This window comes from Glycomyces sp. NPDC021274 (assembly GCF_040641195.1).
Classification (GTDB): domain Bacteria; phylum Actinomycetota; class Actinomycetes; order Mycobacteriales; family Micromonosporaceae; genus Glycomyces.
Window position 1 is genome coordinate 166,605 of sequence record NZ_JBFADC010000003.1, and the last position, 22,706, is coordinate 189,310.

The following is a 22,706-nucleotide window of genomic DNA, read 5'->3' on the forward strand; positions in this document are numbered from 1 at the left end:
ACCACCCAGACGGGCATTGAGGGCGATCTATCGACCTTGCGCGCGCAAGAGGGACATGAACAGTGGTTCTTCTGCGACGAAGACCACTGTATGGTAAGCACCATTGCCCGAATACCTTCGATTGCGAGGTAATCCAATGGTTGAACTCTCAGGTCCGATCGTGACGACCTTCATCGCGTACCTCATCGTCATGGTCCTCATCGGCGTGTGGGTCTACAAGCGCACCAAGACCCTCTCCGACTTCGCGCTGGGCGGCCGCTCGCTCAACGCCCCGACCGCCGCACTCTCCGCCCAGGCCTCCGACATGTCCGGCTGGCTGCTCATGGGCCTGCCGGGCGCGGTCTACGCCGCCGGCATCGGCGAGGCGTGGATCGCCATCGGCCTGGCCGCCGGCACCTACCTCAACTGGCTGTTCGTGGCCCCGCGCCTGCGCACCTACACCGAGCGCGCCCACAACTCCATCAGCCTCTCGGCCTACTTCGAGTCCCGCTTCGAGGACCGGACCAACCTGCTGCGCGTCATCTCGGCGCTCATCATCTTCGTGTTCTTCACCGTGTACGTCGCCTCCGGCCTGGTCGCCGGCGGCCTCCTCTTCGCGGACATCTTCAACATCGACGCCACCCTGGCGATGACCATCGCCGTGCTCGTCGTGGTGCTCTACACGTTCCTCGGCGGCTTCCTGGCCGTGTCCTTCACCGACTTCGTCCAGGGCGTCCTCATGTTCATCGCCCTGGTCGCCGTCCCGGTCATGGTCATCGCCGCGATCGGCGGCTTCGACGCCATGTTCGGCGAGGTCGAACAGGCCAGCCCCAACCTGCTCAACTGGATCGACGAGGCCAGCTACGCGGACGGCGCCTGGGGCGCCGGCGGCACGCTGAGCTTCGTCGCGATCGCCGGACTCCTCGCCTGGGGCCTCGGCTACCCGGGGCAGCCGCACATCCTCGCCCGCTTCATGGGCATCCGCTCCGCAAAGGACATCCCCGTCGCCCGGCGCATCGGCATGACGTGGGTGCTCATCACCCTCGCCGCCGCCGTGCTCATCGGCCTGGCCGGCATCGCCTACATCGAAGAGCCCCTGGCCAACCCCGAGACGGTCTTCCTCGCGCTCGTCCAGGACCAGTTCAACCCCTGGATCGCCGGGCTCTTCCTCTCCGCGGTGCTGGCCGCGATCATGTCGACCGCCGACTCGCAGCTGCTGGTGGCCTCAACGGCCGTCTCCGAGGACTTCTACCGCCGCTACGCCCGCCGCGAGGCCAGCGACAGCGAACTGGTGTGGATCGGCCGCGCCGCCGTCGTCGCGGTCGCCGTCGTCGCCTACGCCCTGGCGCTCCAGGGCGGCACGGTGCTCGACATCGTCGCCTACGCATGGGCCGGCTTCGGCGCGGCCTTCGGACCGATCATCATCCTGTCGCTGTACTGGTCGCGCATGACCTGGATCGGCGCACTCGCCGGGATGCTCGCGGGCGCCGGCACCGTCGTCATCTGGGAGGCGCTCGACTCGCCCGGCGGGGTCTACTCCCTGCTGCCGGGCTTCGCGGCGGGCCTCCTCGCCGCCTGGATCGGCGGCAGCACCGGCCGCCGGCCGGAACGCGCCTGGGTCGGCCACTACCGCGACGCGACGCCCGAGGAACTCGAACCCGCCACTAAGAACAACGGCTTACGGGACCGCTTCATCTGATACATCGCCTGGTCGGCAGCCCACAGCGTCTGCGATGGGTTGCCGCCGGCGGCCAGCCGCGCCCACCCGATCGACACGTCCACGGGCGTGCCCGGCACCGAGTACTCCCAGTTCTCGCTGGAGACCGCGATCCGGATGCGCTGCGACACCGCGTCCGCGTCGTACTCGGTCGCGCCCGGCAGCACCAGGATGAACTCGTCGCCGCCGGTCCGCGCGAGCAGGTCGCCCGTGCGGACCACGCTCGACAGGAGCGCCGCGACCCGCTGCAGGATCGTGTCGCCCGCCTGGTGGCCGTGCGTGTCGTTGACCGCCTTGAAGCCGTCCAGGTCCAGCACCGCGATCATCCCGTCACTGTCCACACCGGACAGGAACTCGTCGAGGCGGCGCCGGTTCGGCAGGCCCGTCAGCTCATCGGTGTTCGCCCGGTCCGCCCAGCCCGCGACGGCCCGCCGCAGCTGGTCGCGGTCCACCAGGGCCCCCGCCGAGTCCAGGTAGATCGAGTGGAACTCGTTGATCTGCTTGTACAGCGCGTACGTCGTCGCGTGCGCCGCCAGGATCGACGCCGCATGGTCGCCCTTCGCGACCAGCGCCAGCGACTTGAGGTGCTGCGGCTCCATCACGCCGAGGGTCTCGTCCCCGATGTCGCGGGCCTCCAGCACTTCGAGGGCCTCCAGGCCGCGCGCCTGCGCGATGAGGCGCGACGCCCGCGCGAGCGTGCGCAGGTCCATCGCCTCCACCGACGAGGTGTCCTCCGGCAGCAGGTGCTCCACGGTCCAGTTCTCGCCCACGCCGAGCAGGCTCACCCGCGCCAGCGCGTAGTGGATCCACTCGATCTCGCGGGCGTCGAGCTCGTGCAGGCTCGGCTTGACGCGGCGCAGCTCCTTGAGCAGCAGGTAGTTGCAGGCGCGCGCGTCCCCGGTGTAGTAGCGCAGGAGGGCGTCGCGGACGCGGACCTCGACCCCTTCGACCGAGGAGCGGCCGACGCCGGTGCGCTCGGCGAGGGTGTGGCACTCGTCGAGCGCGTGCGAGGCCTGCTGCTGGTAGCCGCAGTTGGAGAGGATCACCGCGAGGTCGTACCAGGCGTCGACGGCGGCCTGGCTCGCCTCGGTCATGGCCTGGAGGGCGCGGCGCGAGAGGACCAGCTGCTCGGCGGTGAGGCCGAGGGCCTTGATGTAGTGGTGGTAGTACCAGGCGGCGAGCGCGTGGTACTTGCCGGTGAGGCGGGGGTCCTGGCAGCGGGAGACGGCGGCGCCGGCCTGGTCGATGGTGCCGGGGATCTTGTCGGTGGCGCGCTGCGAGATCTGGCCTTGGAGGATGAAGAGCCAGGCCTGGGCGCGCTGGTGCACGGTGTCGGAGTTGTAGACGATCCAGGTGGCCTCGGCGACGGCCTCGGCGACCTGCCCTGACCGCATGAGGGCGCGCAGACGCCGGTACTGATCGGCATAATCACGCGCAGACGTGATCCCCCTCCGTGGCGTCACGCGCTCTATCCTGCCACCGCGGAGCCGATATATCCAGTGGCGCACGTCGTGGCCGTATTCGCCTTGTGTTCTCGAAGAGTCAAGCGCCCGAACCGTTTTCCTCCCCGTCCTGGCCGCGGCGCATAAAGTACAGGCAGTGCCCGAAATGGAAGGATGGTGGGCTTTGCTCCCTCGGAGTCCGCACAGCGTGCGGCCGTGCAGCGCCTGCGGCGAGCTACTGCGGGCGGCTCCCGGCGCGACGGTGCTGGCCTGCGGGGCGTGCGGCACGGAGCTGCACGGGCGCGCGGCTTCGCGGCGGCTCGTGGATCCGGACTGGACTGCGTTGGCGCCCAAGCCGACGCTGCGGTACGCGGACGACACCCCGGAGGCGTTGACCGCGCCGGAGGCGCTGGTGCCGTTCCGGGTGGAGCGGGCTGCGGCGCGGCTGCTCCTGCGGGAGTGGGCGCGGCGGTCGCGGTTCGCGCCGCGGGCGTTCCGCAGGATCGACGAGTCGGCGTCGTTCCGGGGCGCGTACCTGCCGTTCTGGGTGTGGCAGGCGCGGACTCGGTCGCGGTACCGGGCGGCGCGGGGCGACTACCAGTGGGTGCAGGGCCGCGGCGGCCGCGTGCGCGGGGTCAAGTGGTCGCCGGCCGCGGGTGTGGTGGACCGGGACTTCGCGGCGGTGCCGGTGGCGGCGACGGTGCGGCTGGAGGGGAGGGCCCTGGCGGACCTGCTGCGCGACTGGACCCTCGATGCGGCGGTGGGGTTCGAGCCGGGGATGCTCGACGGCTACTGGACGCACGGCTACGACCTGGGGCCGGAGGTGGGCCTGGAGCTGGCGAAGGCCCGGATGGCGGCCGAGGTGGAGCGGGAGGTGCGGGCCCGGGTGGGCGGGGACGAGCAGCACGTGCCGAGCATCGAGACCATGTACGCGGGGCTGGGGTACCGGCTGGTGCTGCTGCCGGTGTGGCTGGTGTCGTATGCGCACCGGGGGCGGCGGCGGATGGTCGCGGTGCACGGCGAGAGCGGCCGGGTGGTGGGCGAGCGGCCGCGGAGCGCGGCGAAACTGGTCGCCGCAATGCTCCTCGCGCTGGCTGTGGCGGGGGCCATACTGTATTTCCGGGGTTTATCCCTTTCCTCCCGTCTCGCAGTGCTACGGGACGGTAGAGGAAGCAGGTGCGCGGTGCTCATGATCTATGGTTCCTGGAGCGCACGCGCCGACTGAGCTGCGCGCCCCGGGACCCGTTCCTGGCAACCCCTCGCGTTTATCAAAGCGTTATGCGTAGTGAATAATGCAGTCCTGACGCTTGGAGGACCATGGCTGGCAAGAGCGGCGCCCCCTGGTGGGCACACGTAATGCTGTACGCGGGCGGCGTGACGATGGTCGTCGCCGGAGGCGCGGCGGCGGTGGCGCAGATCGGCGTGATGACCGCGAACAGCGCGGTCGAGAACGAGGACATCCTCGGCGACTCGCAGGCCGACATGGACGTCGAGAACATCTCCGGCCCCCTGAACATCCTGGTGCTCGGCGTCGACAAGCAGGGCGGCTCCACCCGCTCGGACACCATGATCATGGTGCACGTCAACGAGGACCTGACCGACGTGTCGATGGTGTCGCTCCCCCGCGACCTGTACGTCGAGATCCCCGACTGCGGCCCCGACTGGGGCAACGACACGTGCATGCAGAAGCTCAACCACGCGGCGTCGATCAGCGACGACTGGGACGTGACCCGCGCGAACGTGGTCGACACGATCTACAACCTCACCGGCGTCGAGTTCCACATGGGCGCCACGGTCGACTTCAACGGCTTCATGGACCTCGTCGACCTGGTCGGCGAGATCGAGCTCTGCCCGTGGGAGGACATCACCTCGATCCACGGCGACAAGCGCTTCTTCCCCGAGGGCTGCGCCTACTACGACAAGGAAGAGTCGCTCGACCTCATCCGGCAGCGGTACGGCTGGACCGACTGGGAGAACGGCCTGGGCGGCGACTACGGCCGCCAGGCGATGCAGCAGCAGGCCATCAAGGCGCTCATCAAGGAGCTGAAGGCCGACGGCTACCACAAGGACGTCGGGAAGCTGACCGACCTGTTCGAGGGCCTGCAGGGCAAGCTCACGCTCGACCTGCCCGAGGGCCTCACCGCCGTCGACCTGGCGATGAACCTCCGCGACCTCAACCCCGAGGACATCACGTCCATCCGGGTGCCGGCGACCTCGCTGGAGACCGAGGTGGGCGCTTCGGAGGTGATCGCCGAGGGCGAGCAGCAGATCGCGGCCGACGCCCTGTGGAGCGCGCTGCAGAACGACACCATGGACCAGTGGATCGCCCAGTACCCGCAGTGGGTCAAGCAGACCGGCAGCGCGGCCACGGAGACCGCCGGGGAGACGGCCGGCGAGACCGCCACCCAGACCGCGGACTGACAACACCACAGGGCGCGGATGCAACCGCCGGTGCCTGTTCGCGCGTGACTCCTTCGGCAATGCGTGTCTGACCCCTGGAGTGACCATGGCCGGCAAGAGCGGCGCGCCCTGGTGGGCGCATTTGATGACGTACGCGGGCGGCCTCACCATGGTCGTCGCCGGCGCGACGGCCGGTGTGGCGCAGTTCGCCACGACCACCGCGGAGAACGCCGTCCCGACCGAGAACATCCTCGGGGACGCGCAGGCCGAGGTCGAGGAGATCAAGGGCCCCCTGAACATCCTGGTGCTCGGCGTGGACAAGCAGGGCGATTCGACACGGTCGGACACGATGATCCTGGTCCACATCAACGAGGACCTGACCGAGACCACCATGGTGTCGCTCCCCCGCGACCTGTGGGTGGAGATCCCCGACTGCGGCCCCGGATACGACAACAACCCCTGCGAGAACAAGATCAACCACTCGGCGTCGATCAGCGGCGACTGGGAGGTGACGCGCCCGAACGTGGTGCAGACGATCTTCGACCTCACGGGCGTGGAGTTCCACATGGGCGCCACCGTCGACTTCGAGGGCTTCCTCGGCCTGGTCGACATGGTCGGCGAGATCGAGCTGTGCCCCTGGCACGAGATCCAGTCGATCCACGGCGACAAGCGGGTCTTCCCCGAGGGCTGCGCGATGTACGACAAGGACGAGTCGCTCGACCTCATCCGCCAGCGCTACGGGTGGGACTGGGACTCGGACTGGGAAGAGGGCCGCGGCGGCGACTACGGCCGCCAGGCCATGCAGCAGCAGGCCATCAAGTCGCTCCTCAAGGCGTTCAAGCAGAACGGCTACCTCACGGACCCGGGCAAGCTGACCGACATCCTGGAGGGCTTCGGCGACTCGCTGACGATCGACAAGCCCGAGGACTGGAGCATCACCGACCTCGCGGTGAACCTGCGCGACATCGACCCCGAGGGCATCACCAGCGTCCAGGTCCCCTCGACGGCCGACCAGACCACGCTGGGCGGCGAGGCGGTCTCGATCGTGATGACCCATGAGGGCGCCGAGCAGGAGGCCGCCGACGCGTTGTGGTCGGCCCTGCAGAACGACACGCTCGACCAGTGGATGACCCAGTACCCCGAGTGGGTCAAGACCCCGGGGAAGACGCCCACCGAGCCGGCCGACGAGACCGCGAGCGCGAGCACCGAATAAGACGGGCAGAGGGAAGGGGGCCGCGCACTCTGCCAATGCGCGGCTCGCAAGCGTCGCCGCGGTCGCGGCCCCTTCTCCCGTGTTCGCTTACCGCGCTGCGGCTCTGGCCTCGTCCTCGTCGTCGACCTTGCGCCACTCCGTCTTGCTGGACTGCCAGCCGTCCTCGTCGTGCCCGAGCCGCCAGTAGCCGGAGACCGACATGCGCTCCTTCGGGACGTCGTGCTCGAAGCGCAGGAGGCGCCGCAGGTCGCGGACGAATCCGGCCTCGCCGTGGACGAACGCGTGCACGTCCCCGGCGGGGAACTCGAAGGCGCGCACGGCCGCCACGAGGCGCTCGCCGACACGGGCGCCGCCGCGGTGGAGCCAGGTGACGTGGAGGTCGGCGGCGGACTTGAACTGCTGCTCCTCGTCGGGCCCTTCGACTTCGAGGAAGACGTGGGCGCGGGCACCGGGCGCGAGGCGCTCGACGGCGGCCGAGATGGCGGGGAGGGCGCTCTCGTCACCGGCCAGGAGATGCCAGTCGGCGTCGTGGGCCGGGGCGTAGGCGCCGCCGGGGCCGGCGAAGCGCACGAGCTCGCCGGGCTGGACGTTCGCGGCCCAGGGCCCGGCGACGCCCTCGTCGCCGTGGTAGACGAAGTCGATCGAGATCTCGCGGGCGGCCTTGTCCCATTTGCGCACCGTGTAGGTGCGGGTGACCGGCCACTGCTCGCGCGGGTACTCCTCGCGGATGCGGGCCAGGTCGAACGGCTCAGGGTAGGTGACTCCCGCGGCCGGGAACTGGAGCTTCAGGTAGTTGTCAGTGCAGTCGCCGCCGTTCGTGGAGGCGCATTCGAAATCCGCGAGGCCGTCGCCGCCGAGGACGACGCGGATCATGTGCGGGGTGACCCGCTCGGTGCGCACCACCTCCGCGGTGGTGACCCTGGGGGTCCGGCGTCCTTTGGCTTCAGCCATGTCTGGCTCCTCCGGTACTCGGCTCGCGTCGCGAACGGCGGCCCTTGCGGGTCGTCCGGCAACCTCATCGCGGGCTACTTAGGTTTCCCTAACTATCACATTCGGAAACCGGGCGGCGCCAGTGGGATGGGACACGGGCCGGGGCCGCCACACCCCCAGGGCTTGGCCCTGGCATGGCGGCCCCGGAGGATTCGGGGTCAATCGGGTCGCGGGCTCACGTCCTGCATGACCGAGCGCAGCAGCGGCCGCGACAGGGCCCCGGCCGCGATCACCGCGGCGACGCCGGCCGCCACGGTGGTGCCGAGGATGAGCGCGCCGCTCGCGTCGAAGCCCATGCCGCCGATGACCGGCGAGGTCAGGACCATCCCGGTGAGGATCGACGCGCCGCCGATGATGCCGAGCGGCAGCAGGGTCTCCTGGCGGCGGGCACTGTCCAGGACCTGCTGCTCGGTTCCGGCGAGGTGCAGGAGCCGGTAGGTGCGGCGGCGGTCGAGCACCGAACCGATGGCGCTGATCGCCGCCGAGACGGCAGCCGTCAGGAACACCACCGCGAGCACGACGGTGACACCGGTGCGGACGGAGCCGACGAGCCGGTTCGACATGATGCTCGAGTCGACCTCGCGTTCGGGCGGGTCGCCCGGCAGGGCCGCGGTCATGGTGCTGCGCACCGCCTCGAGCTGCGCGCCCGAGGTGGTCGCCTCAAGCACCGCCTGACCGTCGCCGCCGGTGAGGTACCCGCTGGACTCGACCACCGCGACCTCGGCCGCGTCGCCGAGCCTGTCGGAGAGGTCGGCCGCGAGGGCGTCCGCCTCACCTGCGGGGACCAGCACGGCCACCGACTCCGTCTCCTGCGCGCTCGTATCGGTCTGCAGCATCGGGAACATCGCGACCGACCCGGCCACGAACCCCGCGATCGCCACCCCGGCCACCGCACGCCACGCCGACTTCGGGTCGTCCGCCAGCCGCCGGGCCGCCAGCAGCCGCGCCGGACCCCGCGCCGTACGCGCCAGCATCCGGCCGAGCTTCTGCACGATCCACGGCCCGACCAGGTTCACCGCCGCGAGCGTCGCCGCGAACAGCCCGATGAGGATCACGACGGCGATCATGTCGCCGCCCACGAGGTTCGTGCCGACCATGAACGCCACCGCGAGCACCGCGAACACGACCAGGCGGATCGCCTTGAGGCCCTTCGTCTTCACGCGCCGCGCCACCCCGAGGGGGCTGATCACGACACTGCGCAGGCCGATGAGCGCCGAGACGGCCACCAGGACCGGCACCGCGGCCGCCACCGCGAGCATCCACGGGGCCCCGGCCCACAGGTCGCTCACGTACCACCGGCCGCCGTCGATGGGGATGAGCGCCACCAGGGGCGTCACCGCCATCCACGCGAGCGTGCCCGCGACGGACCCGGCGACGGCCGCCAGCGTCGTCTCGATCAAAGTGAGGCGCATGACCTGGCCCGGCGTCGCGCCGATGAGCCGCAACGTGGCGAGCCGCTCGTCGCGGCGGGCCACGGTGAGCCGGGCGGCGGCCGCGCCGAAGACCGCCGCGGGCACGGCCATGAGGATCGCGGCCAGCACCATGAGGATCAGGTAGAAGCCGTACACGGTGTCGGCACTGCCGACGGCGAACGAGTCGATCTCCCTGGGCGACACGCCGTCCGCGCTGGTCCGCTCGGCGGTCATCGCCGGGTCGGCGGCGTCGCGGCCGACCACGGCCACGAGCTCGTTCGGGTGGGCGAGCGCTTCGGGGCCCAGTTCACCGGCGATGTGCGCGTCGCCGTAGCGGGCGAGGAAGTCGGCGGCGGGGACGCCTTCGAGCAGGTCGGCGGCGGCCGGGGAGAGCCAGACCTCGCCGGGTGCCGGGAACGCGTCCATGCCGGGCGGGACGGGCGCGTCGCCGTCGAGTCCTGCGAGGTCCACGCGGTTGACCGAGTCGCCGCCGAAGTAGTCGGCGGCCGTGGCGATGACCGCCGCGCCGCTGCCGGACGCGGCGGCCGGATCGCGCCAGGCCGTGCGGTCGGCGCGCTCGTCGAACGCGAAGTTCCCGGCTACGGCGAACTGGAGCAGCAGCGTCGCGACGGCGACGGCGAGCGCGGTCAAGCCCGTGCTCAGGAGGGCGCTGCGGCCCCCGAGGCGGGTGAGCCGCCAGGCCAGCTCGGTCATCGCCACACCTCGACGACAGGCTCGTGACCGAAGTCCGGGCCCGCGGAGTACGACGACGACGCAGCGGCGCCCGAGCCGGGAACCGCCCCGCCACCGGACGCGACGGCGCCACCGCCCATCCCGACGGGTCGGGTCTTCGCCGGGGACGCGGCCGGGTCCGACACGGTGCTCAGCACGGCCCCGCCGGGAACGGCGGCGCCGTTCCCGCGAGCGGCGAAGGCGTCGCCGACCTGGCCGATGGGCCGAGTCGGCGCCAGGGACGCAGCCGGACCGGCCGGCGCCGCACCGGACGCGAACGCGTCACCGCCCCGCCCGACCATGCGGGCCTCCGTGCGGTCAGCGTCCGGACCGGGACCATGCGGCCCCGCCGAACCGGCGTCTCCGCCGGCCGCGGCCGGGACCGACCCCGCCGCGAACGCGACCGGGCCCGACTCCGAACCACCTTGCGCCCCAGACGAAACGGGCGAACCGACTGCTGCACCCGGAGCACCTTCGACGCCCCGCAGCGGCAGCACACCCGCGCCCTGCGGCACCGAACCGGCCCGCAGGCCGGCGCCGACCGGCTCGTCCACGAAGACACCGCCGCCGGCCTCCCCGCCGTCGCCGGTCCGCGGCGTGCCGCTGAGGCGGCCGTCGCGGATCTCGATGGTCCGGGTGCAGCGCGCGGCGATCCGCGGGTCGTGCGTGACCACGACGAGCGCCGCGTCGAGCTCCCTGACCGTGTCGAGCAGGATCCCCATCACCTGGTCGCCGGTGGCCCGGTCGAGCGCGCCGGTCGGCTCGTCCGCGAACACCACCGCCGGGCGCACCACGAGCGCCCGGGCGAGCGCGACCCGCTGGGCCTCGCCGCCGGACAGTTCGCCGGGACGCCGGCCCTCCTTGCCCTCCAAGCCGAGCCGCCGCAGCTCCGCGCGGGCCGGCTCCAAGGCGGTCTTGCGCGGCGTACCACCGAGCATGAGCGGCAGGGCCACGTTCTCGTCCGCCGGCAGCTCCGGCAGGAGCTGCCCGAACTGGAACAGGAACGCGAAGCGGGTGCGCCGCAGGTGGCTGCGCTGCCGTTCGGAGAGGGTGTCGATGCGCTCGTCGAACAGGCGCACCTCGCCCGAGTCGGGACGCATGATCCCGGCCAGGCAGTGCAGCAGCGTCGACTTGCCGGAGCCGCTGGGCCCGGTCACGGCCACGGACTCGCCGGGGCCGATCCTGAAGTCCACGCCGTCGAGGGCGGGGGCGGTGCCGAAGCGCTTGGTGAGAGCGCGGGCGGTGAGCATCGGGGGCCTCATCGGCGGGCCTTCTTCTCGTGCGAGATGAAGGGGAGGGCCGTGCCCGCGATGAGGAACGCGAGGGTGAGCACCAGGCTCACGACCATGCTGATCTGCAGGAATTCGTTCATGGGGCCAGCTTCGCCCGGAACGGGGGCCGGCCGCCTCGGCTCGCGGGCCGGTTTCGGGCGGCACGGGTCGGCCGTTCGACCGAGGGTCCTGGAAAGACGGTTACCGTCGTGGCATGACCTCGACGTCCGCCCGGCCCGCTTGGGGCAGCCGCCTCAACCGGCTCTCCATGCGCCTGCTCAAGATCGGCATCATCGGCACGCTGCTGTTCATGCTGGCCATGGAAATGGTCTCGCACCATCCGGACGACAAACCGCCGGCGTACTCCTGGGTCTCCTGGCTGGAGGCGGCGGTCTCGCTGTTCGTCATCTTCGTGTACTTCTGGTACCGGCCGGGCCGCAAGCACTGGATCGCGGCCGCCTCGATCGCGTCGCTCACGGCGACCATGCTCGACTTCTTCTACGACCAGGGCGTCCGCGGTGTCGGTACGGCCGAGCTGCTGGCGCTGGGCCTGCTCATGCTCTTCGCCGTCCGCCATTGGGACGCTGCGCCCGGGCGGTGGGTCGCCTATGCCACCGGCGCGGCGGCGATGCTCATCGGCGTGGCGCGCCTGTACGCCAACGACCTTCAGGAGGCCGCGGTCGGGGGGACGATGCTGACCGCCATGGCGTTGACCACGGTGATCGGCTTCGGCGCGTACCTGCGCAGCATGGACAAGCTGCGGCGGGAAACGCAGGAGGAGGTGCGGCAGGCCGAGCGGCTCGAACTCGCCCGGGAGATGCACGACTTCGTCGCGCACCACGTCACGGGCATGGTGGTGCTCGCGCAGGCCGCGCAGGTGACGAACACCGACCCCAAGAAGGCGTTCGCGGACATCGAGGAGGCCGGGCTCGCCGCGCTGACCTCGATGCGGCGCATGGTGAAGATGCTCCGCAACGACGACGCGGGCGCGGGCACCAACCCGCTCGGGGACCTGGCCCAGATCGAGGACCTCGTGGAGCGGTTCAACCGCGAGGGCACGGACACGACCTGCTTCATCTCGCCGGAGCTGGCGGGGAGCGCGGTCGCGCCGGAGATCGCGGCGACGGCGCACCGGATCGTGCGGGAGGCGCTGACGAACGTGCGCAAGCACGCGCGCGGGGCGACCCGCGTGCGCGTCGTCGTGGCGGCCGCGAGCGGGAACGGCCTCGAGGTGTCGGTGCGCGACGACGGCCGGGCCGCACGCGGCAAGCTGGCGGACTCGGGTGGCGGCATGGGCCTGCTCGGTCTCGGTGAGCGCATCGAAGCGGTCGGAGGCCAGCTCAGGGCTCAGCCGAGGCCCGAGGGCGGCTGGGAGACGGCCGCGTGGCTCCCGCGGGCGGCGGCCGAAGTCCAGCCCGCGCCCTAAAAATCCTATAGGATATATGCTGTAGGATCCGGGGATAGCAGGAAGGCCCGCGACCTGGTGGTCGCGGGCCTTCCGCTACTGGTGGCAGGTGCAGGATTCGAACCTGCGAAGTCGATGACGGCTGATTTACAGTCAGCTCCCTTTGGCCACTTGGGTAACCTGCCGTGGCTTGTAGCGAGAGCAAGAATAACCTCCCCGCCGGGGGCCCGCGCAAGCGGGTTATCCCCAGTTGAGACGGCGTTCACTGCGGCCGTGCCGCAATGCGCCCGCCCGGGCCGGTGGGGCAGGACTAAGCTTGGCGCTCGCGCCCCTCGCGCCACCCCCACGCTGAGCCTTGAAACCGCAAGGAAGGACCGGACTGCCATGGCTGACGCCTCGTTCGACATCGTCTCCGAGATCGACCTGGCCGAACTCGACAACGCGATCAACCAGGCCCAGCGCGAGCTGGCCACCCGGTTCGACTTCCGGGGCACCGGCGCGAGCGTCGAGCGCTCCAGTGACGAGGCGGCGCTGATCACGGCCGAGACCGAGGACCGCGTGAAGGCGGCCCTCGACGTGCTCAAGGAGAAGCTGATCAAGCGCGGGATCTCCCTGAAGGCCCTGGACGCGGGCGAGCCGCGCCAGTCGGGCAAGGAGACCAAGATCGACGTGACCTTCAAGCAGGGCCTCTCGACCGAGGACGCGAAGAAGATCGGCAAGATCATCCGCGACGAGGGCCCCAAGGGCGTCAAGCCCCAGGTCCAGGGCGACAAGCTCCGCGTCACCGGCAAGAAGCGCGACGACCTGCAGGAGGTCATCAGCCTCCTCAAGGGCAAGGACCTCGAGGTCGCGCTCCAGTTCACGAACTACCGCTGACGGCGCGTCCGTGAACCGCGACCCGAACGTCGCGATGGTCGCGCTGGTCCTCATGCTCGTGGCCGGGTCGGCCGCCGCGATCGTCGCCGCGCTGCGCGCGGACCGCCGGGCCCGGAAGGGGTCCGGCGACACCGCTGACGAGGACTGAGTCAGCCCGCGAGCCGGTGCGTCAGCCCGGTGTGGCGTTTGCCGGTCCCCTTGGTGCGCACGGCGACCGCGAGGGCCTGCTTCGAGCCGACGAGCACCACGAGGCGCTTCGCGCGCGTGATGGCCGTGTAGAGCAGGTTGCGCTGCAGCATGGTCCACGCGCTCGTGGTCACCGGGATGACGACGGCGGGGTACTCCGAGCCCTGCGAGCGGTGGACGGTGATGGCGTAGGCGTGCACGAGCTCGTCGAGTTCGGCGAACTCGTACTCGACGTCCTCGTCCTCGTCGGTGCGTACGGTCATGGTCTGCGCGACCGCGTCGATGGCCTGGACGAGCCCCACGGTGCCGTTGAAGACCCCGGCCTTGCCTTTCGTGTAGTTGTTGCGGATCTGGATCACCTTGTCGCCCAAGCGGAAGACGCGGCCGCCGTGGCGGCGTTCGGGCAGGCCGTCCTTCGCGGGCGCGAGCGCCTCCTGGAGGCGGGCGTTGAGGTTCCCGGCACCGGGGCCGCCGCGGTGCATGGGGGTGAGGACCTGCACGTCGCGCACGGGGTGGAGGCCGAACCGCTTCGGGATGCGGTGGGCGACGATCTCGACCACGCGGTCGGCGACCTGCTCATTGTCGTCGCACGCGAACCAGAAGAAGTCCGGGTAGCCCTCGAGTTCGGGGAGCACCCCGTGGTTCACCTTGTGCGCGTTGGCGACCACGCCCGACTCGGCGGCCTGGCGGAAGATCCGGGTGAGGCGCACGCGCGGGACGGCGGGCGCGGCGAGGAGGTCGCGGAGGACTTCGCCGGCGCCGACGCTGGGCAGCTGGTCGACGTCGCCGACGAGTAGGAGGTGCGCGCCGGGCGGGACGGCCTTCACGAGCTTGTTCGCGAGGATCGTGTCGAGCATCGACGACTCGTCGACGACGAGCAGGTCGACGTCGAGCGGGTTGTCGCGGTCGTAGGCGGCGTCGCCGCCGGGCCGCAGTTCGAGCATCCGGTGGAGGGTGCGGGCCTCGAAGCCGGTGAGCTCGGCGAGGCGCTTCGCGGCGCGGCCCGTGGGGGCGGCGAGCATGACCTTGGCGCCCTTGGCTTTTGCGAGGGCCACGATCGAGGCGACGGTGAAGCTCTTGCCGCAGCCGGGACCGCCGGTCAGGACCGCCACCTTCTCGGTGAGCGCGAGGCGCACGGCCTCGGCCTGCTCGGGGGCGAGTTCAGCGTCGGAGCGGCGGCTCAGCCACGCGAAGGCCTTGCCCCAGTCGACGTCCGCGAACGCCGGGAGCCGGTCCTCGCCGGTGCGCAGGAGCGCGGTGAGCCCGGCGGCGAGGCCGCGTTCGGCGTGGAAGAACGGTGCGAGGTAGCGGGCGGGGACTGTGGAGTCCTGCGCGGGCACCTCGTCGGCGATCACGTGCTCGCCCGCCGCCGCGAGCTCCGCGAGGGCCGCCGCGACCGGCGCCGGCTCGAGGCCGAGGAGTTCCACGGTGTCGGCGACGAGGTTCGGCGCGGGCAGGAAGCAGTGGCCGGCGTCCGAGGCCTGCGAGAGGGTGTACTGGAGGGCCGCTTTGATGCGCTCGGGGGCGTCGTGGGGGATGCCGACCGCGCGGGCGATCGAGTCGGCGGTGCGGAACCCGATGCCCCACACCTCGTTCGCGAGGCGGTACGGCTCGTTCTTGACGACCCCGATCGCCGCGTCCCCGTACTGCTTGTAGACGCGCACGGCGAGCGACGTGGAGACCTCCACGGACTGGAGGAAGACCATGACCTCCTTGATCGCCCGCTGCTCCTCCCAGGCGGCGGCGATCGCCTTGGTGCGCTTGGGGCCGAGGCCGGGGACCTCGACCAGACGCGCGGCGTCCGCGTCGATCACCTCGAGGGTCTTCACGCCGAAATGCGCGACGATCTTCGCGGCGGTCTTGGGTCCGACCCCTTTGATGAGGCCGGACCCCAGATACCGCTCGATGCCCTGGACGGTGGCCGGCAGCACCGTCCGGTAGGACCGGACCTCGAACTGGCGGCCGTACTTCGGGTGGCTCGACCAGCGGCCCTGGAGCGCCAGCGACTCGCCGACCTGGGCGCCCAGGAGCGGGCCGACGATCGTGACGAGGTCACCGCCGCCGCGCGCCGGGCTGGCGCGGGCGATGGTGTACCCCGTCTCCTCGTTCGCGTAGGTGACGCGCTCGAGGACCGCCGCTAGTTCAGCGGTGTCATGTGCACCGTCGCCGCCCCGGGGTTCCGCCATGGGACAACCGTAGACGGCAGGTGTGTCACCGCTTGTCGGGTTCCGACTCGCCCGCTTCGCCCGGCTCGTCGGCGAGCACCAGCCGGTGCGTCGCGGTCGGCGGGTCGTCGGTGCCCTGCACCGCGTCCGACGGCAGCAGGCGCCAGTCCGGCCGCGCGAAGAACGCCTTGGTCTCGCGGTAGACGATCGGGGTCAGGATCAGCAGGCCGATGAGGTTCGGGAGGGCCATGAGGCCGTTCGCGATGTCCGAAAGCCCCCACAGCAGGTCGAGGCTGGTGACCGCGCCCAGGTAGGAGACGAGCACGTACACGATCCGGTAAGGCAGGATCAGCTTCCGGCCCGTGTACCGCTCGAGGCACTTCTCGCCGTAGTAGGACCAGCCGATGATCGTCGAGAACGCGAACGTGGCGAGGCCGACCGCGACGATGAAGCCGCCGATCGCGCCGCCCGCAGTGCCCGCGCCGCCCAGGCCCTCTTCGAACGCGAGCCGCGTCAGCGCCGAGGAGGTGACCAGCTCGCCGTCGCCGTCGACCGCGCCGAGCACGCCCGTGGAGATGATGACCAGGCCCGTGAGGGTGACGACGATGATCGTGTCGATGAACGTCTGCGTCATCGACACCATCGCCTGGCGCACCGGCTGGTCGGTCCTGGCGGCGGCGGCAGCGATGCCGCCGGTGCCCAGGCCCGACTCGTTCGAGAAGATGCCGCGCGCGAAACCGATCTGGATGGTCAGCAGGATCGCCGAACCGGTGAAGCCGCCGACGGCCGCGCCGCCGGTGAACGCCTGCTCGAAGACCATCGCGAAGGTCGTGCCGAGCACGTCCCAGTTGAAGGCCAGCACCGCGAGCGCGCCGAGCACGTAGAACACGATCATGAACGGCACCAATGCCGCCGAGACGTGCCCGATCCACTTGATGCCGCCGAGGATCGTCACGCCCACGAGCACGAAGATCACCAGGCCGGTGAGGCTCGGGCTCCACCAGGAGTCGGCGGGCAGCTGCGCGTCGATGGCGCTCGTGACGTTCCCGGACTGGACCGCGTTGCCGATGCCGAAGGACGCGATGACGCCGAAGAGCGCGAACAGGAACGCGAGCACCTTCCCGACCGGCCCGCGGATGCCGTCGGACAGGTACCGCTGGGGCCCGCCCGACTGCTCGCCGTTCTTGTTGGTGACGCGGTACTTGACGCCCAGGAGCGCCTCGGAGTACTTGGTGGCCATGCCGAGGAAGCCGGTCACCCACATCCAGAAGAGGGCGCCGGGACCGCCGATCGCGATCGCCGCGCCCACACCGCCGATGTTGCCAACGCCCACTGTGGCGGCGAGCGCCACGGACAGGGCCTGGTAATGGCTCAGGTCGCCTTTGGAGTCCGAGTTCTCACTGCGCTTGAACAGTGCGAGCCACAGGGCGTAGCCCAGTTTGCTGAACTGGATGCCCCTGAGCACGATGGTGAAGATCAGGCCCACGGCGAACAGCGTGAAGATGAGGACCGGGCCCCACACCGCTTCGCCCACGGTCGCCACCGCGGAGCCGTACTCCTCGTTCAGCCCGTCCGCCCAGGACTGGATGGCATTCGTTACCGGGTCGAGGAAGTCCATGAAGTCCACATGCTCCTTTCAGGGATGGTATGCACGGGAAAGTCGGGGTGCTCCCGCGCCCGCAGAGCATATAGGGGATTGTCGGACCCTCCCGGTACGGTGTGGCCATGAGCGAACGATGGTTTGAGGGACCCCTCCTGGGCTTCGACACCGAGACCACGGGTGTCGCGGTGGACCGGGACCGGATCGTCCAGGCGGCGCTGGTGAGCGGCCCGCACCCGGGCGTGGAGACGGCGCGCACCTGGCTGATCGACCCCGGCGTGCCGATCCCCCCGGGGGCCACGCGGGTCCACGGGATCACCGACGAGCGGGTGCAGGCCGACGGGCTCGCGCCTGCCGCGGCTCTCGCGGAGGTCGCCGCCGCGCTGCGCGGCGCCGTCGACGCCGGGGTGCCGGTGGTCGCGTTCCGGGCCGGATTCGACTGCACGCTCCTGTCCTATGAGTTGGAGCGGCACGGCATCGAGCAGCCGGACTGGGTCCGGATGGCGATCGTGGACCCTTCGGTGCTCGACAAGCGCGTGGACCGCTACCGCAAGGGCAAGCGGACGTTGGGCGTCACGGCCGCGCATTACGGTGTGCCGCATGCGCAGGCGCACTCGGCGGCGGGCGACGCGATCGCGACCGTGGGCCTAGCGCGCGCGATCGGCGCGATGTACCCGGAGGTCGGTGGCATTACGGCACCGGAACTCCATGCGGCGCAGGTGCTGTGGCACGCCGAGGACGCCGCGAGCCTGGAGGCGTACTTCCGCCGCAAGGGCCGCGAGGAGGCGGTGGACCGCCGCTGGCCGCTGTGCCGCTGAAACGCTGAGGGCGGCGCTGCTGCGGCACGCGCGGCTCGGTTCGGTTCGGTTCGCGGTCGTTCTACCGTCCACAAACCCCCACCCACCACTAGAAGGGAAAGAACCCTGGCGCCGATCGTGGCAGCCGGCCCCGACAAAAAACCGGCCGAACGAACGCCTGAGGGCCCCGATTCACTCGATCGGGGCCCTCAGTGCAAGTGCGGTTCGCGTTCTAGTGGCCTTCGGCCGGCGCCTCGGGCTCGTAGTACTCGCGCTCTTCGGCTTCGAGCGACTGGCCGACCGGGAGGTCCGCGTCGAACGTCGTGCCGTCCGTGAACGTGAAGGTCACCGTGATGGTGTCGCCGGAGCTGAGCTCCTCCTGGAGGTCCTCGATCAGGAAGTAGGTGCCGGCTTCGGCGCCCTGGTCGAGGCGCACGTAATCGGCCGGGGCGATGCTGATCGGCTCGTAGACCTCTGCGCCGTCGAACTCCTCGGCCGCGGGGGCCTCGGTCGTCGCGTCCGCGCTCGGCTCCTCGGTGGACCCGGCGCCGGTGGTCTCCTCGCCGGCGGGGGTCTCGCCGGTACCCTCGCGGGCTTCCTCCATGGCCTCGGCGGCCTGGGCGGCGGGGTCGACGTACGTCACCGTGCCGGCCTCGGTCGTGATGCTCTGGAGGCTGATCTCCGCGTCGCCCTCGTTGCCGATCCACAGCCGCAGGGCCGCGTCGTCGCCGGCGGCGTAGCCCTCGGCGGAGCTGAACTCGACCTGGAGGTCGCGGAGCGCGATCGTGCCGTGGTCCATGTTGACGCCGGCGATCGCGCTGTCTTTGACCTCGGTCTGCGAGCCGAGGCTCGCGCCGCATGCGGACAGAGCGGTCGCAGCGGCCCCCGCGATCGCGATTGCGGCCGCGCGACGCACCGTGATCGCCGTGCTGATTCCCCTGACCACTGCTGGTCCTCCCTGAGTTCCGACAGGCATGCTGACGACAGCGTAGACGACGAGCACTCCTCGCTTCCCTTGGCCGGGCGCGAGGCGAGCCCTGGATCTCATCCCGGTCCTTTAGCGTTGCACCGCAACGATAGTGGCAACGCAAACGATCATCACGGCAGGTCGCCGCACCTGCCGGAAGGGCGGCGCCCGGCGGGCGCGCGCCACTGAGGAGCAGGCGGGCGACCCGGCCGGACGGGTCGGACACGAAAGAGGGACGCAGGCCTCATTTGTCTCCTCTGCCCGCCGCCCGGAAGCCCAAGGTGCCGTAGAGTAATCAGTCACATACCAATTGACCAGGGAATTCGCGGCGATCCGCTGTCGGGGAAACCCCCGATCCCGTGTTAAGCTGGACACAGCGAAAGGGGTTTCGATCCTATGGGTTTTAGTGTCGGCGAGACCGTTGTCTACCCCCACCACGGGGCCGCACTCGTTGAAGCTGTAGAGACTCGCACCATCGGTGGTATCGAACAGGAATACCTCGTGCTGCGCGTCGAACAGGGTGACCTCACGGTCAAGGTTCCAGCCAAGAACGTCGAGCTCGTCGGCGTCCGGGAAGTCGTCGGCGCCGAAGGCCTCGAAGAGGTCTTCGAGGTGCTGCGCGCCCCGCACACCGAGGAGCCCACCAACTGGTCGCGGCGTTACAAGGCCAATGTCGAGAAGCTCGCCTCCGGTTCCCCGCTGAAAATAGCAGAGGTCGTGCGCGACCTGTGGCGGCGCGACCGCGAGCGCGGACTGTCCGCCGGAGAGAAGCGCATGCTCTCCAAGGCCCGCGAGATCCTCACCGGCGAGATCGCCCTCGCCGAGGACTGCATCAAGACCGAGGCCGACAACATCCTCGACAAGGTCCTGCTCTCGGAGGCCCCGGTCAAGTAGCCGGTCCCCCGACCAGAGCCGCATCAACGTGAGCTTCGATCACACCGCGGACTCCCACGAACGCGCCAGCGTGAACGCGAGTCCCCATACGCCCTTCGTCATCGGGCACGGCAGCGACGTGCACCGCTTCGACGAGGGCCAACCATGCCGCCTCGCCTGCCTGCAATGGCCGGGCGAGGCCGGTTTGGCAGGACACTCCGACGGCGACGTGGCCGCCCACGCGGCCTGCGACGCCCTGCTCTCCGCCGCCGGCCTCGGCGACCTGGGTTCGAACTTCGGCACCGCCCGACCCGAATGGGCCGGAGCCTCCGGTGCCGCCCTCCTCCACGAATCGGCCCGCCGCGTCCGCGCCGCGGGCTGGCTCATCGGCAACGTGTCCGTGCAGGTCATCGGCAACCGCCCCAAGATCGGCCCGCGCCGCGCCGAAGCCGAGACCGCCATGGCCGACGCTGTCGGCGCCCCCGTGCGCCTCTCCGCGACCACCACCGACGGCCTGGGCTTCACCGGACGCGGCGAAGGTCTCGCCGCGACCGCGGTAGCGTTGCTGTACCAGCACTGACCGCCATTCGGAAGTTATCCCATGGACGCAGACCCCACCCGCCGCACCGTCGCGGAGTACCTCCAGCGCGCCGAGATGCTGTACGACCTCGGCCAGGTCGCCGACGCCCGCGCGGAAGTCGACGCCGCACTGCGCGTCGACCCCCTCGACCCCGATGCGAACGCCATGGCCGCCGCCTGCGCGCTCGCCGCCCACGACCCCGACGAGGCGCTCACCTACGCGGGAGCCGCCCTCGCCCACCAGCCCGGGCACTCCCGGGCGATGATCACCCGCGGCTACGCGCTCGCCGACACCGGCAGGCGCGACGAGGCCCTCCAGGCCGCCGCCAGCATGCTCGAACTCGACCGCGCATCGTGGCAGCACCACGTCCACTACGCGCTCATCACCCGCCGCGCCGGCGCCGCCCAGCCCGCCCTCGACGCCGCGTGGAACGCCGTGAACCTCGCGCCCTCCCAGCCCCGCACGCACCTGGCGCTGGCCGCGATCGCCGAGAGCCTCGACATGGACGACCTCGCGAAACGCTCGCGTCAAGCCGCTGAGGACCTCGAACCCGACCGCGCCGCCGGCGTCGAGGAAGTCCTGCAGGGCTTCGCGCCGGGCGACAGCCTGCCGCCGGAAGCCCGCCGCATCCCGCGCCGCTGGGTCGACGCCGACGCGGCCGACCCCGAGTGGCGCAGCAAGATCTACGGCAGCGGCCTCTTCCGCGGCGCGCTCGGACGCTCGGTGCTCCTCGGCATCGCCGTCGTCTTCGCCGTCCCGGCCCTGCTCGGCAGCGAGATCGACCCCGGCCCGCGGCTGTTCCTCGCCGTCGTCGCCGTCGCCGCATGGGTGGGATGGTTCACAGTTCTGCGCAGGCACCGCAACCCCGAGTGACCTTTCACGCGCGGCACTCGTTACTCCTTCACCACGATCTTTGGAGGACGAGCTAGTGACGACCTGCTGGGTTCCCGGGGCCGACGAGAGTCCCTACAACATCCACAACCTGCCGTTCGGGGTCTTCTCGACCGCCGACGAGACGCTGCCGCGGATCGGCGTCCGCATCGGCGACCAGATCCTCGACATGCACAAAGCCGTCCTCTCGGGCGACTGCCAGTCCTGCGCCGCCTGCACCGCCCTGCGCGACCCCGCCCTCAACCGGCTCCTGTCGCTCGGCAAGCCCGCCTGGAAGCAGATCCGGACCCAGACCCAGGAGGCCCTCACCGAATCGAGCATCCAGGACACCGCGACGAACTGGCTCACGCCGCTCAGCGACGCGATCATGCACGCCCCGCTCCTGGTGACCGACTACGTCGACTTCACCATGCGCGCACCCCACGCCGCCCGCATCCACCCGCGCGCCTCCAACGGCCGCGCCTCGACGATCATCCCCTCCGGCCTGGACCTCATCCGCCCCGCCGGGCACCGCCTCGGCGACGACGGCCGACCCGTCTTCGGGCCCACCCGCGCCCTCGACATCGAAGCCGAGGTCGGCTTCATCATCGGCGGCGAATCGCAGCTCGGGCAGCCGGTGTCCCCGGACGCGTTCGAGGACCACGTGTTCGGCGCCGTCCTCCTCAACGACTGGACCGCCCGCGACTTCGCCGAACTCGAGACCGACGGGCTCGGCCCGTTCGCGTCCAAGTCGTTCGCGACCTCCATGAGCGCGTGGGTGACCCCCATCGAAGCGCTCAACGCCGCCCGCACCACCGCACCCGTGCCCAACGCCGACATGGCGTCCTACCTGAAAGAATCCGACCGGTACGGGTTCGACCTGCACCTGAGCATCGAAGTGAACGGCGTCGCCGTCGCCGGGGCCGACTTCGCCGAGTCCTACTGGACCCCCGCGCAGCAGCTCGCCCACCTCACCTCCGGCGGCGCACTCCTGCGCCCGGGCCTGCTCTACGGCTCCGGCGAGGCCGTCACCGGCCAGTTCAACCTCGAGAACGGCGACACGGTCAAAGTCACCGCGACCGCTCCGGGCCCGCGCGGCACCACCATCGCCCTCGGCGAGGTCGAGACCCGCGTCCTGCCGCCCATCACCTGACGCACCGCCGTCGGTCACGACCGCGTCCCGGCAGCCCGGGACGCGAAACCGGCCGGTACCGCAATCGCGGTACCGGCC

At 70.9% G+C, this 22,706-nt stretch carries 19 protein-coding genes and 1 tRNA gene; 12 read left to right on the forward strand and 8 right to left on the reverse strand.

Going from position 1 to position 22,706, the window contains the following annotated elements; genetic code table 11:
- Positions 1-136 precede the first annotated feature (136 nt).
- Positions 137-1,678 (forward strand): sodium/proline symporter PutP, encoded by a 1,542-nt coding sequence (gene putP / locus AB0I03_RS08380; protein WP_360408553.1) that lies wholly within the window; start codon positions 137-139, stop codon positions 1,676-1,678.
- On the opposite strand, the gene AB0I03_RS08385 is transcribed toward putP, so the two are convergent.
- Complete coding sequence (locus tag AB0I03_RS08385; RefSeq protein WP_360408556.1) at positions 1,606-3,090, reverse strand: diguanylate cyclase; 1,485 nt, start codon at positions 3,088-3,090, stop codon at positions 1,606-1,608. The genes putP and AB0I03_RS08385 overlap by 73 nt on opposite strands.
- A gap of 232 nt (positions 3,091-3,322) precedes the next feature.
- On the opposite strand from AB0I03_RS08385, the gene AB0I03_RS08390 reads away from it, so the two are divergent.
- From AB0I03_RS08390 to AB0I03_RS08400, 3 genes are all read left to right on the forward strand, one after another.
- On the forward strand, positions 3,323-4,363 hold the full coding sequence (locus AB0I03_RS08390) for a hypothetical protein (RefSeq protein WP_360408559.1): 1,041 nt from the start codon (positions 3,323-3,325) through the stop codon (positions 4,361-4,363).
- 92 nt (positions 4,364-4,455) lie between these two features.
- Positions 4,456-5,559, forward strand: coding sequence for an LCP family protein (locus AB0I03_RS08395; RefSeq protein ID WP_360408562.1), 1,104 nt, complete (start codon positions 4,456-4,458; stop codon positions 5,557-5,559).
- Positions 5,560-5,644: 85 nt separating this feature from the next.
- Positions 5,645-6,751 (forward strand): LCP family protein, encoded by a 1,107-nt coding sequence (locus AB0I03_RS08400; protein WP_360408565.1) that lies wholly within the window; start codon positions 5,645-5,647, stop codon positions 6,749-6,751.
- 87 nt (positions 6,752-6,838) lie between these two features.
- On the opposite strand, the gene AB0I03_RS08405 is transcribed toward AB0I03_RS08400, so the two are convergent.
- The 3 genes from AB0I03_RS08405 to AB0I03_RS08415 form a co-directional block, all read right to left on the reverse strand.
- Entirely contained in the window at positions 6,839-7,702 is an 864-nt protein-coding gene (locus tag AB0I03_RS08405; protein ID WP_360408568.1) for a siderophore-interacting protein, read from the reverse strand.
- Positions 7,703-7,899: 197 nt separating this feature from the next.
- On the reverse strand, positions 7,900-9,867 hold the full coding sequence (locus tag AB0I03_RS08410; protein WP_360408571.1) for an FtsX-like permease family protein: 1,968 nt from the start codon (positions 9,865-9,867) through the stop codon (positions 7,900-7,902).
- Positions 9,864-11,147: an ABC transporter ATP-binding protein gene (locus AB0I03_RS08415; protein ID WP_360408574.1), complete on the reverse strand. Its 1,284-nt coding sequence runs from the start codon at positions 11,145-11,147 to the stop codon at positions 9,864-9,866. Before AB0I03_RS08415 ends, AB0I03_RS08410 begins: the two co-directional genes overlap by 4 nt.
- Before the next feature lie 223 nt (positions 11,148-11,370).
- Here AB0I03_RS08415 and AB0I03_RS08420 point away from each other — a divergent pair, with 223 nt between their 5' ends.
- Entirely contained in the window at positions 11,371-12,582 is a 1,212-nt protein-coding gene (locus tag AB0I03_RS08420) for a histidine kinase (protein ID WP_360408577.1), read from the forward strand.
- A gap of 79 nt (positions 12,583-12,661) precedes the next feature.
- On the opposite strand, the gene AB0I03_RS08425 is transcribed toward AB0I03_RS08420, so the two are convergent.
- Positions 12,662-12,746 (reverse strand) — tRNA-Tyr (locus AB0I03_RS08425).
- Positions 12,747-12,945: 199 nt separating this feature from the next.
- On the opposite strand from AB0I03_RS08425, the gene AB0I03_RS08430 reads away from it, so the two are divergent.
- Positions 12,946-13,437 carry a YajQ family cyclic di-GMP-binding protein gene (locus AB0I03_RS08430; RefSeq protein WP_360408580.1) on the forward strand — a complete coding sequence of 164 codons (492 nt, stop codon included), beginning with the start codon at positions 12,946-12,948 and terminating at the stop codon, positions 13,435-13,437.
- A 10-nt stretch (positions 13,438-13,447) separates the two neighbouring features.
- The gene (locus AB0I03_RS08435; RefSeq protein ID WP_360408583.1) at positions 13,448-13,585 is read left to right on the forward strand and encodes a hypothetical protein; all 138 of its coding nucleotides are present in this window, start codon (positions 13,448-13,450) and stop codon (positions 13,583-13,585) included.
- A 1-nt stretch (position 13,586) separates the two neighbouring features.
- Here the strand turns inward: AB0I03_RS08435 and AB0I03_RS08440 are convergent, their stop codons facing one another.
- A complete protein-coding gene (locus AB0I03_RS08440) occupies positions 13,587-15,809 on the reverse strand; it encodes an ATP-dependent RecD-like DNA helicase (RefSeq protein WP_360408586.1) in 2,223 nt (740 codons plus the stop codon).
- Positions 15,810-15,834: 25 nt separating this feature from the next.
- Complete coding sequence (locus tag AB0I03_RS08445) at positions 15,835-17,406, reverse strand: sodium:alanine symporter family protein (protein WP_360408589.1); 1,572 nt, start codon at positions 17,404-17,406, stop codon at positions 15,835-15,837.
- A 107-nt stretch (positions 17,407-17,513) separates the two neighbouring features.
- Between AB0I03_RS08445 and AB0I03_RS08450 the strand changes: the two genes are divergently transcribed.
- Positions 17,514-18,206, forward strand: a complete 693-nt coding sequence (locus AB0I03_RS08450; RefSeq protein ID WP_360408592.1) for an exonuclease domain-containing protein — start codon at positions 17,514-17,516, stop codon at positions 18,204-18,206.
- Between the two features lie 211 nt (positions 18,207-18,417).
- Here AB0I03_RS08450 and AB0I03_RS08455 read toward each other — a convergent pair whose 3' ends face one another.
- Positions 18,418-19,131, reverse strand: a complete 714-nt coding sequence (locus AB0I03_RS08455; protein ID WP_360408595.1) for a hypothetical protein — start codon at positions 19,129-19,131, stop codon at positions 18,418-18,420.
- Positions 19,132-19,548: 417 nt separating this feature from the next.
- On the opposite strand from AB0I03_RS08455, the gene AB0I03_RS08460 reads away from it, so the two are divergent.
- The 4 genes from AB0I03_RS08460 (at position 19,549) to AB0I03_RS08475 (ending at position 22,628) form a co-directional block, all read left to right on the forward strand.
- Positions 19,549-20,046, forward strand: coding sequence for a CarD family transcriptional regulator (locus AB0I03_RS08460; RefSeq protein WP_270118284.1), 498 nt, complete (start codon positions 19,549-19,551; stop codon positions 20,044-20,046).
- A 100-nt stretch (positions 20,047-20,146) separates the two neighbouring features.
- On the forward strand, positions 20,147-20,605 hold the full coding sequence (ispF, locus tag AB0I03_RS08465) for a 2-C-methyl-D-erythritol 2,4-cyclodiphosphate synthase (protein WP_360409954.1): 459 nt from the start codon (positions 20,147-20,149) through the stop codon (positions 20,603-20,605).
- 21 nt (positions 20,606-20,626) lie between these two features.
- Entirely contained in the window at positions 20,627-21,478 is an 852-nt protein-coding gene (locus tag AB0I03_RS08470) for a tetratricopeptide repeat protein (RefSeq protein WP_360408599.1), read from the forward strand.
- A gap of 55 nt (positions 21,479-21,533) precedes the next feature.
- A complete protein-coding gene (locus tag AB0I03_RS08475; RefSeq protein WP_360408602.1) occupies positions 21,534-22,628 on the forward strand; it encodes a fumarylacetoacetate hydrolase family protein in 1,095 nt (364 codons plus the stop codon).
- The last annotated feature ends 78 nt before the right edge of the window (positions 22,629-22,706 follow it).

Coding starts and splice junctions, on each gene's coding strand:
- putP (WP_360408553.1), top strand. CDS start 137: ATGGTTGAACTCTCAGGTCCGATCGTGACGACCTTCATCGCGTACCTC.
- AB0I03_RS08385 (WP_360408556.1), bottom strand. CDS start 3,090: ATGCGGTCAGGGCAGGTCGCCGAGGCCGTCGCCGAGGCCACCTGGATC.
- AB0I03_RS08395 (WP_360408562.1), top strand. CDS start 4,456: ATGGCTGGCAAGAGCGGCGCCCCCTGGTGGGCACACGTAATGCTGTAC.
- AB0I03_RS08400 (WP_360408565.1), top strand. CDS start 5,645: ATGGCCGGCAAGAGCGGCGCGCCCTGGTGGGCGCATTTGATGACGTAC.
- AB0I03_RS08405 (WP_360408568.1), bottom strand. CDS start 7,702: ATGGCTGAAGCCAAAGGACGCCGGACCCCCAGGGTCACCACCGCGGAG.
- AB0I03_RS08410 (WP_360408571.1), bottom strand. CDS start 9,867: ATGACCGAGCTGGCCTGGCGGCTCACCCGCCTCGGGGGCCGCAGCGCC.
- AB0I03_RS08415 (WP_360408574.1), bottom strand. CDS start 11,147: ATGAGGCCCCCGATGCTCACCGCCCGCGCTCTCACCAAGCGCTTCGGC.
- AB0I03_RS08420 (WP_360408577.1), top strand. CDS start 11,371: ATGACCTCGACGTCCGCCCGGCCCGCTTGGGGCAGCCGCCTCAACCGG.
- AB0I03_RS08430 (WP_360408580.1), top strand. CDS start 12,946: ATGGCTGACGCCTCGTTCGACATCGTCTCCGAGATCGACCTGGCCGAA.
- AB0I03_RS08440 (WP_360408586.1), bottom strand. CDS start 15,809: ATGGCGGAACCCCGGGGCGGCGACGGTGCACATGACACCGCTGAACTA.
- AB0I03_RS08445 (WP_360408589.1), bottom strand. CDS start 17,406: ATGGACTTCCTCGACCCGGTAACGAATGCCATCCAGTCCTGGGCGGAC.
- AB0I03_RS08450 (WP_360408592.1), top strand. CDS start 17,514: ATGAGCGAACGATGGTTTGAGGGACCCCTCCTGGGCTTCGACACCGAG.
- AB0I03_RS08460 (WP_270118284.1), top strand. CDS start 19,549: ATGGGTTTTAGTGTCGGCGAGACCGTTGTCTACCCCCACCACGGGGCC.
- AB0I03_RS08470 (WP_360408599.1), top strand. CDS start 20,627: ATGGACGCAGACCCCACCCGCCGCACCGTCGCGGAGTACCTCCAGCGC.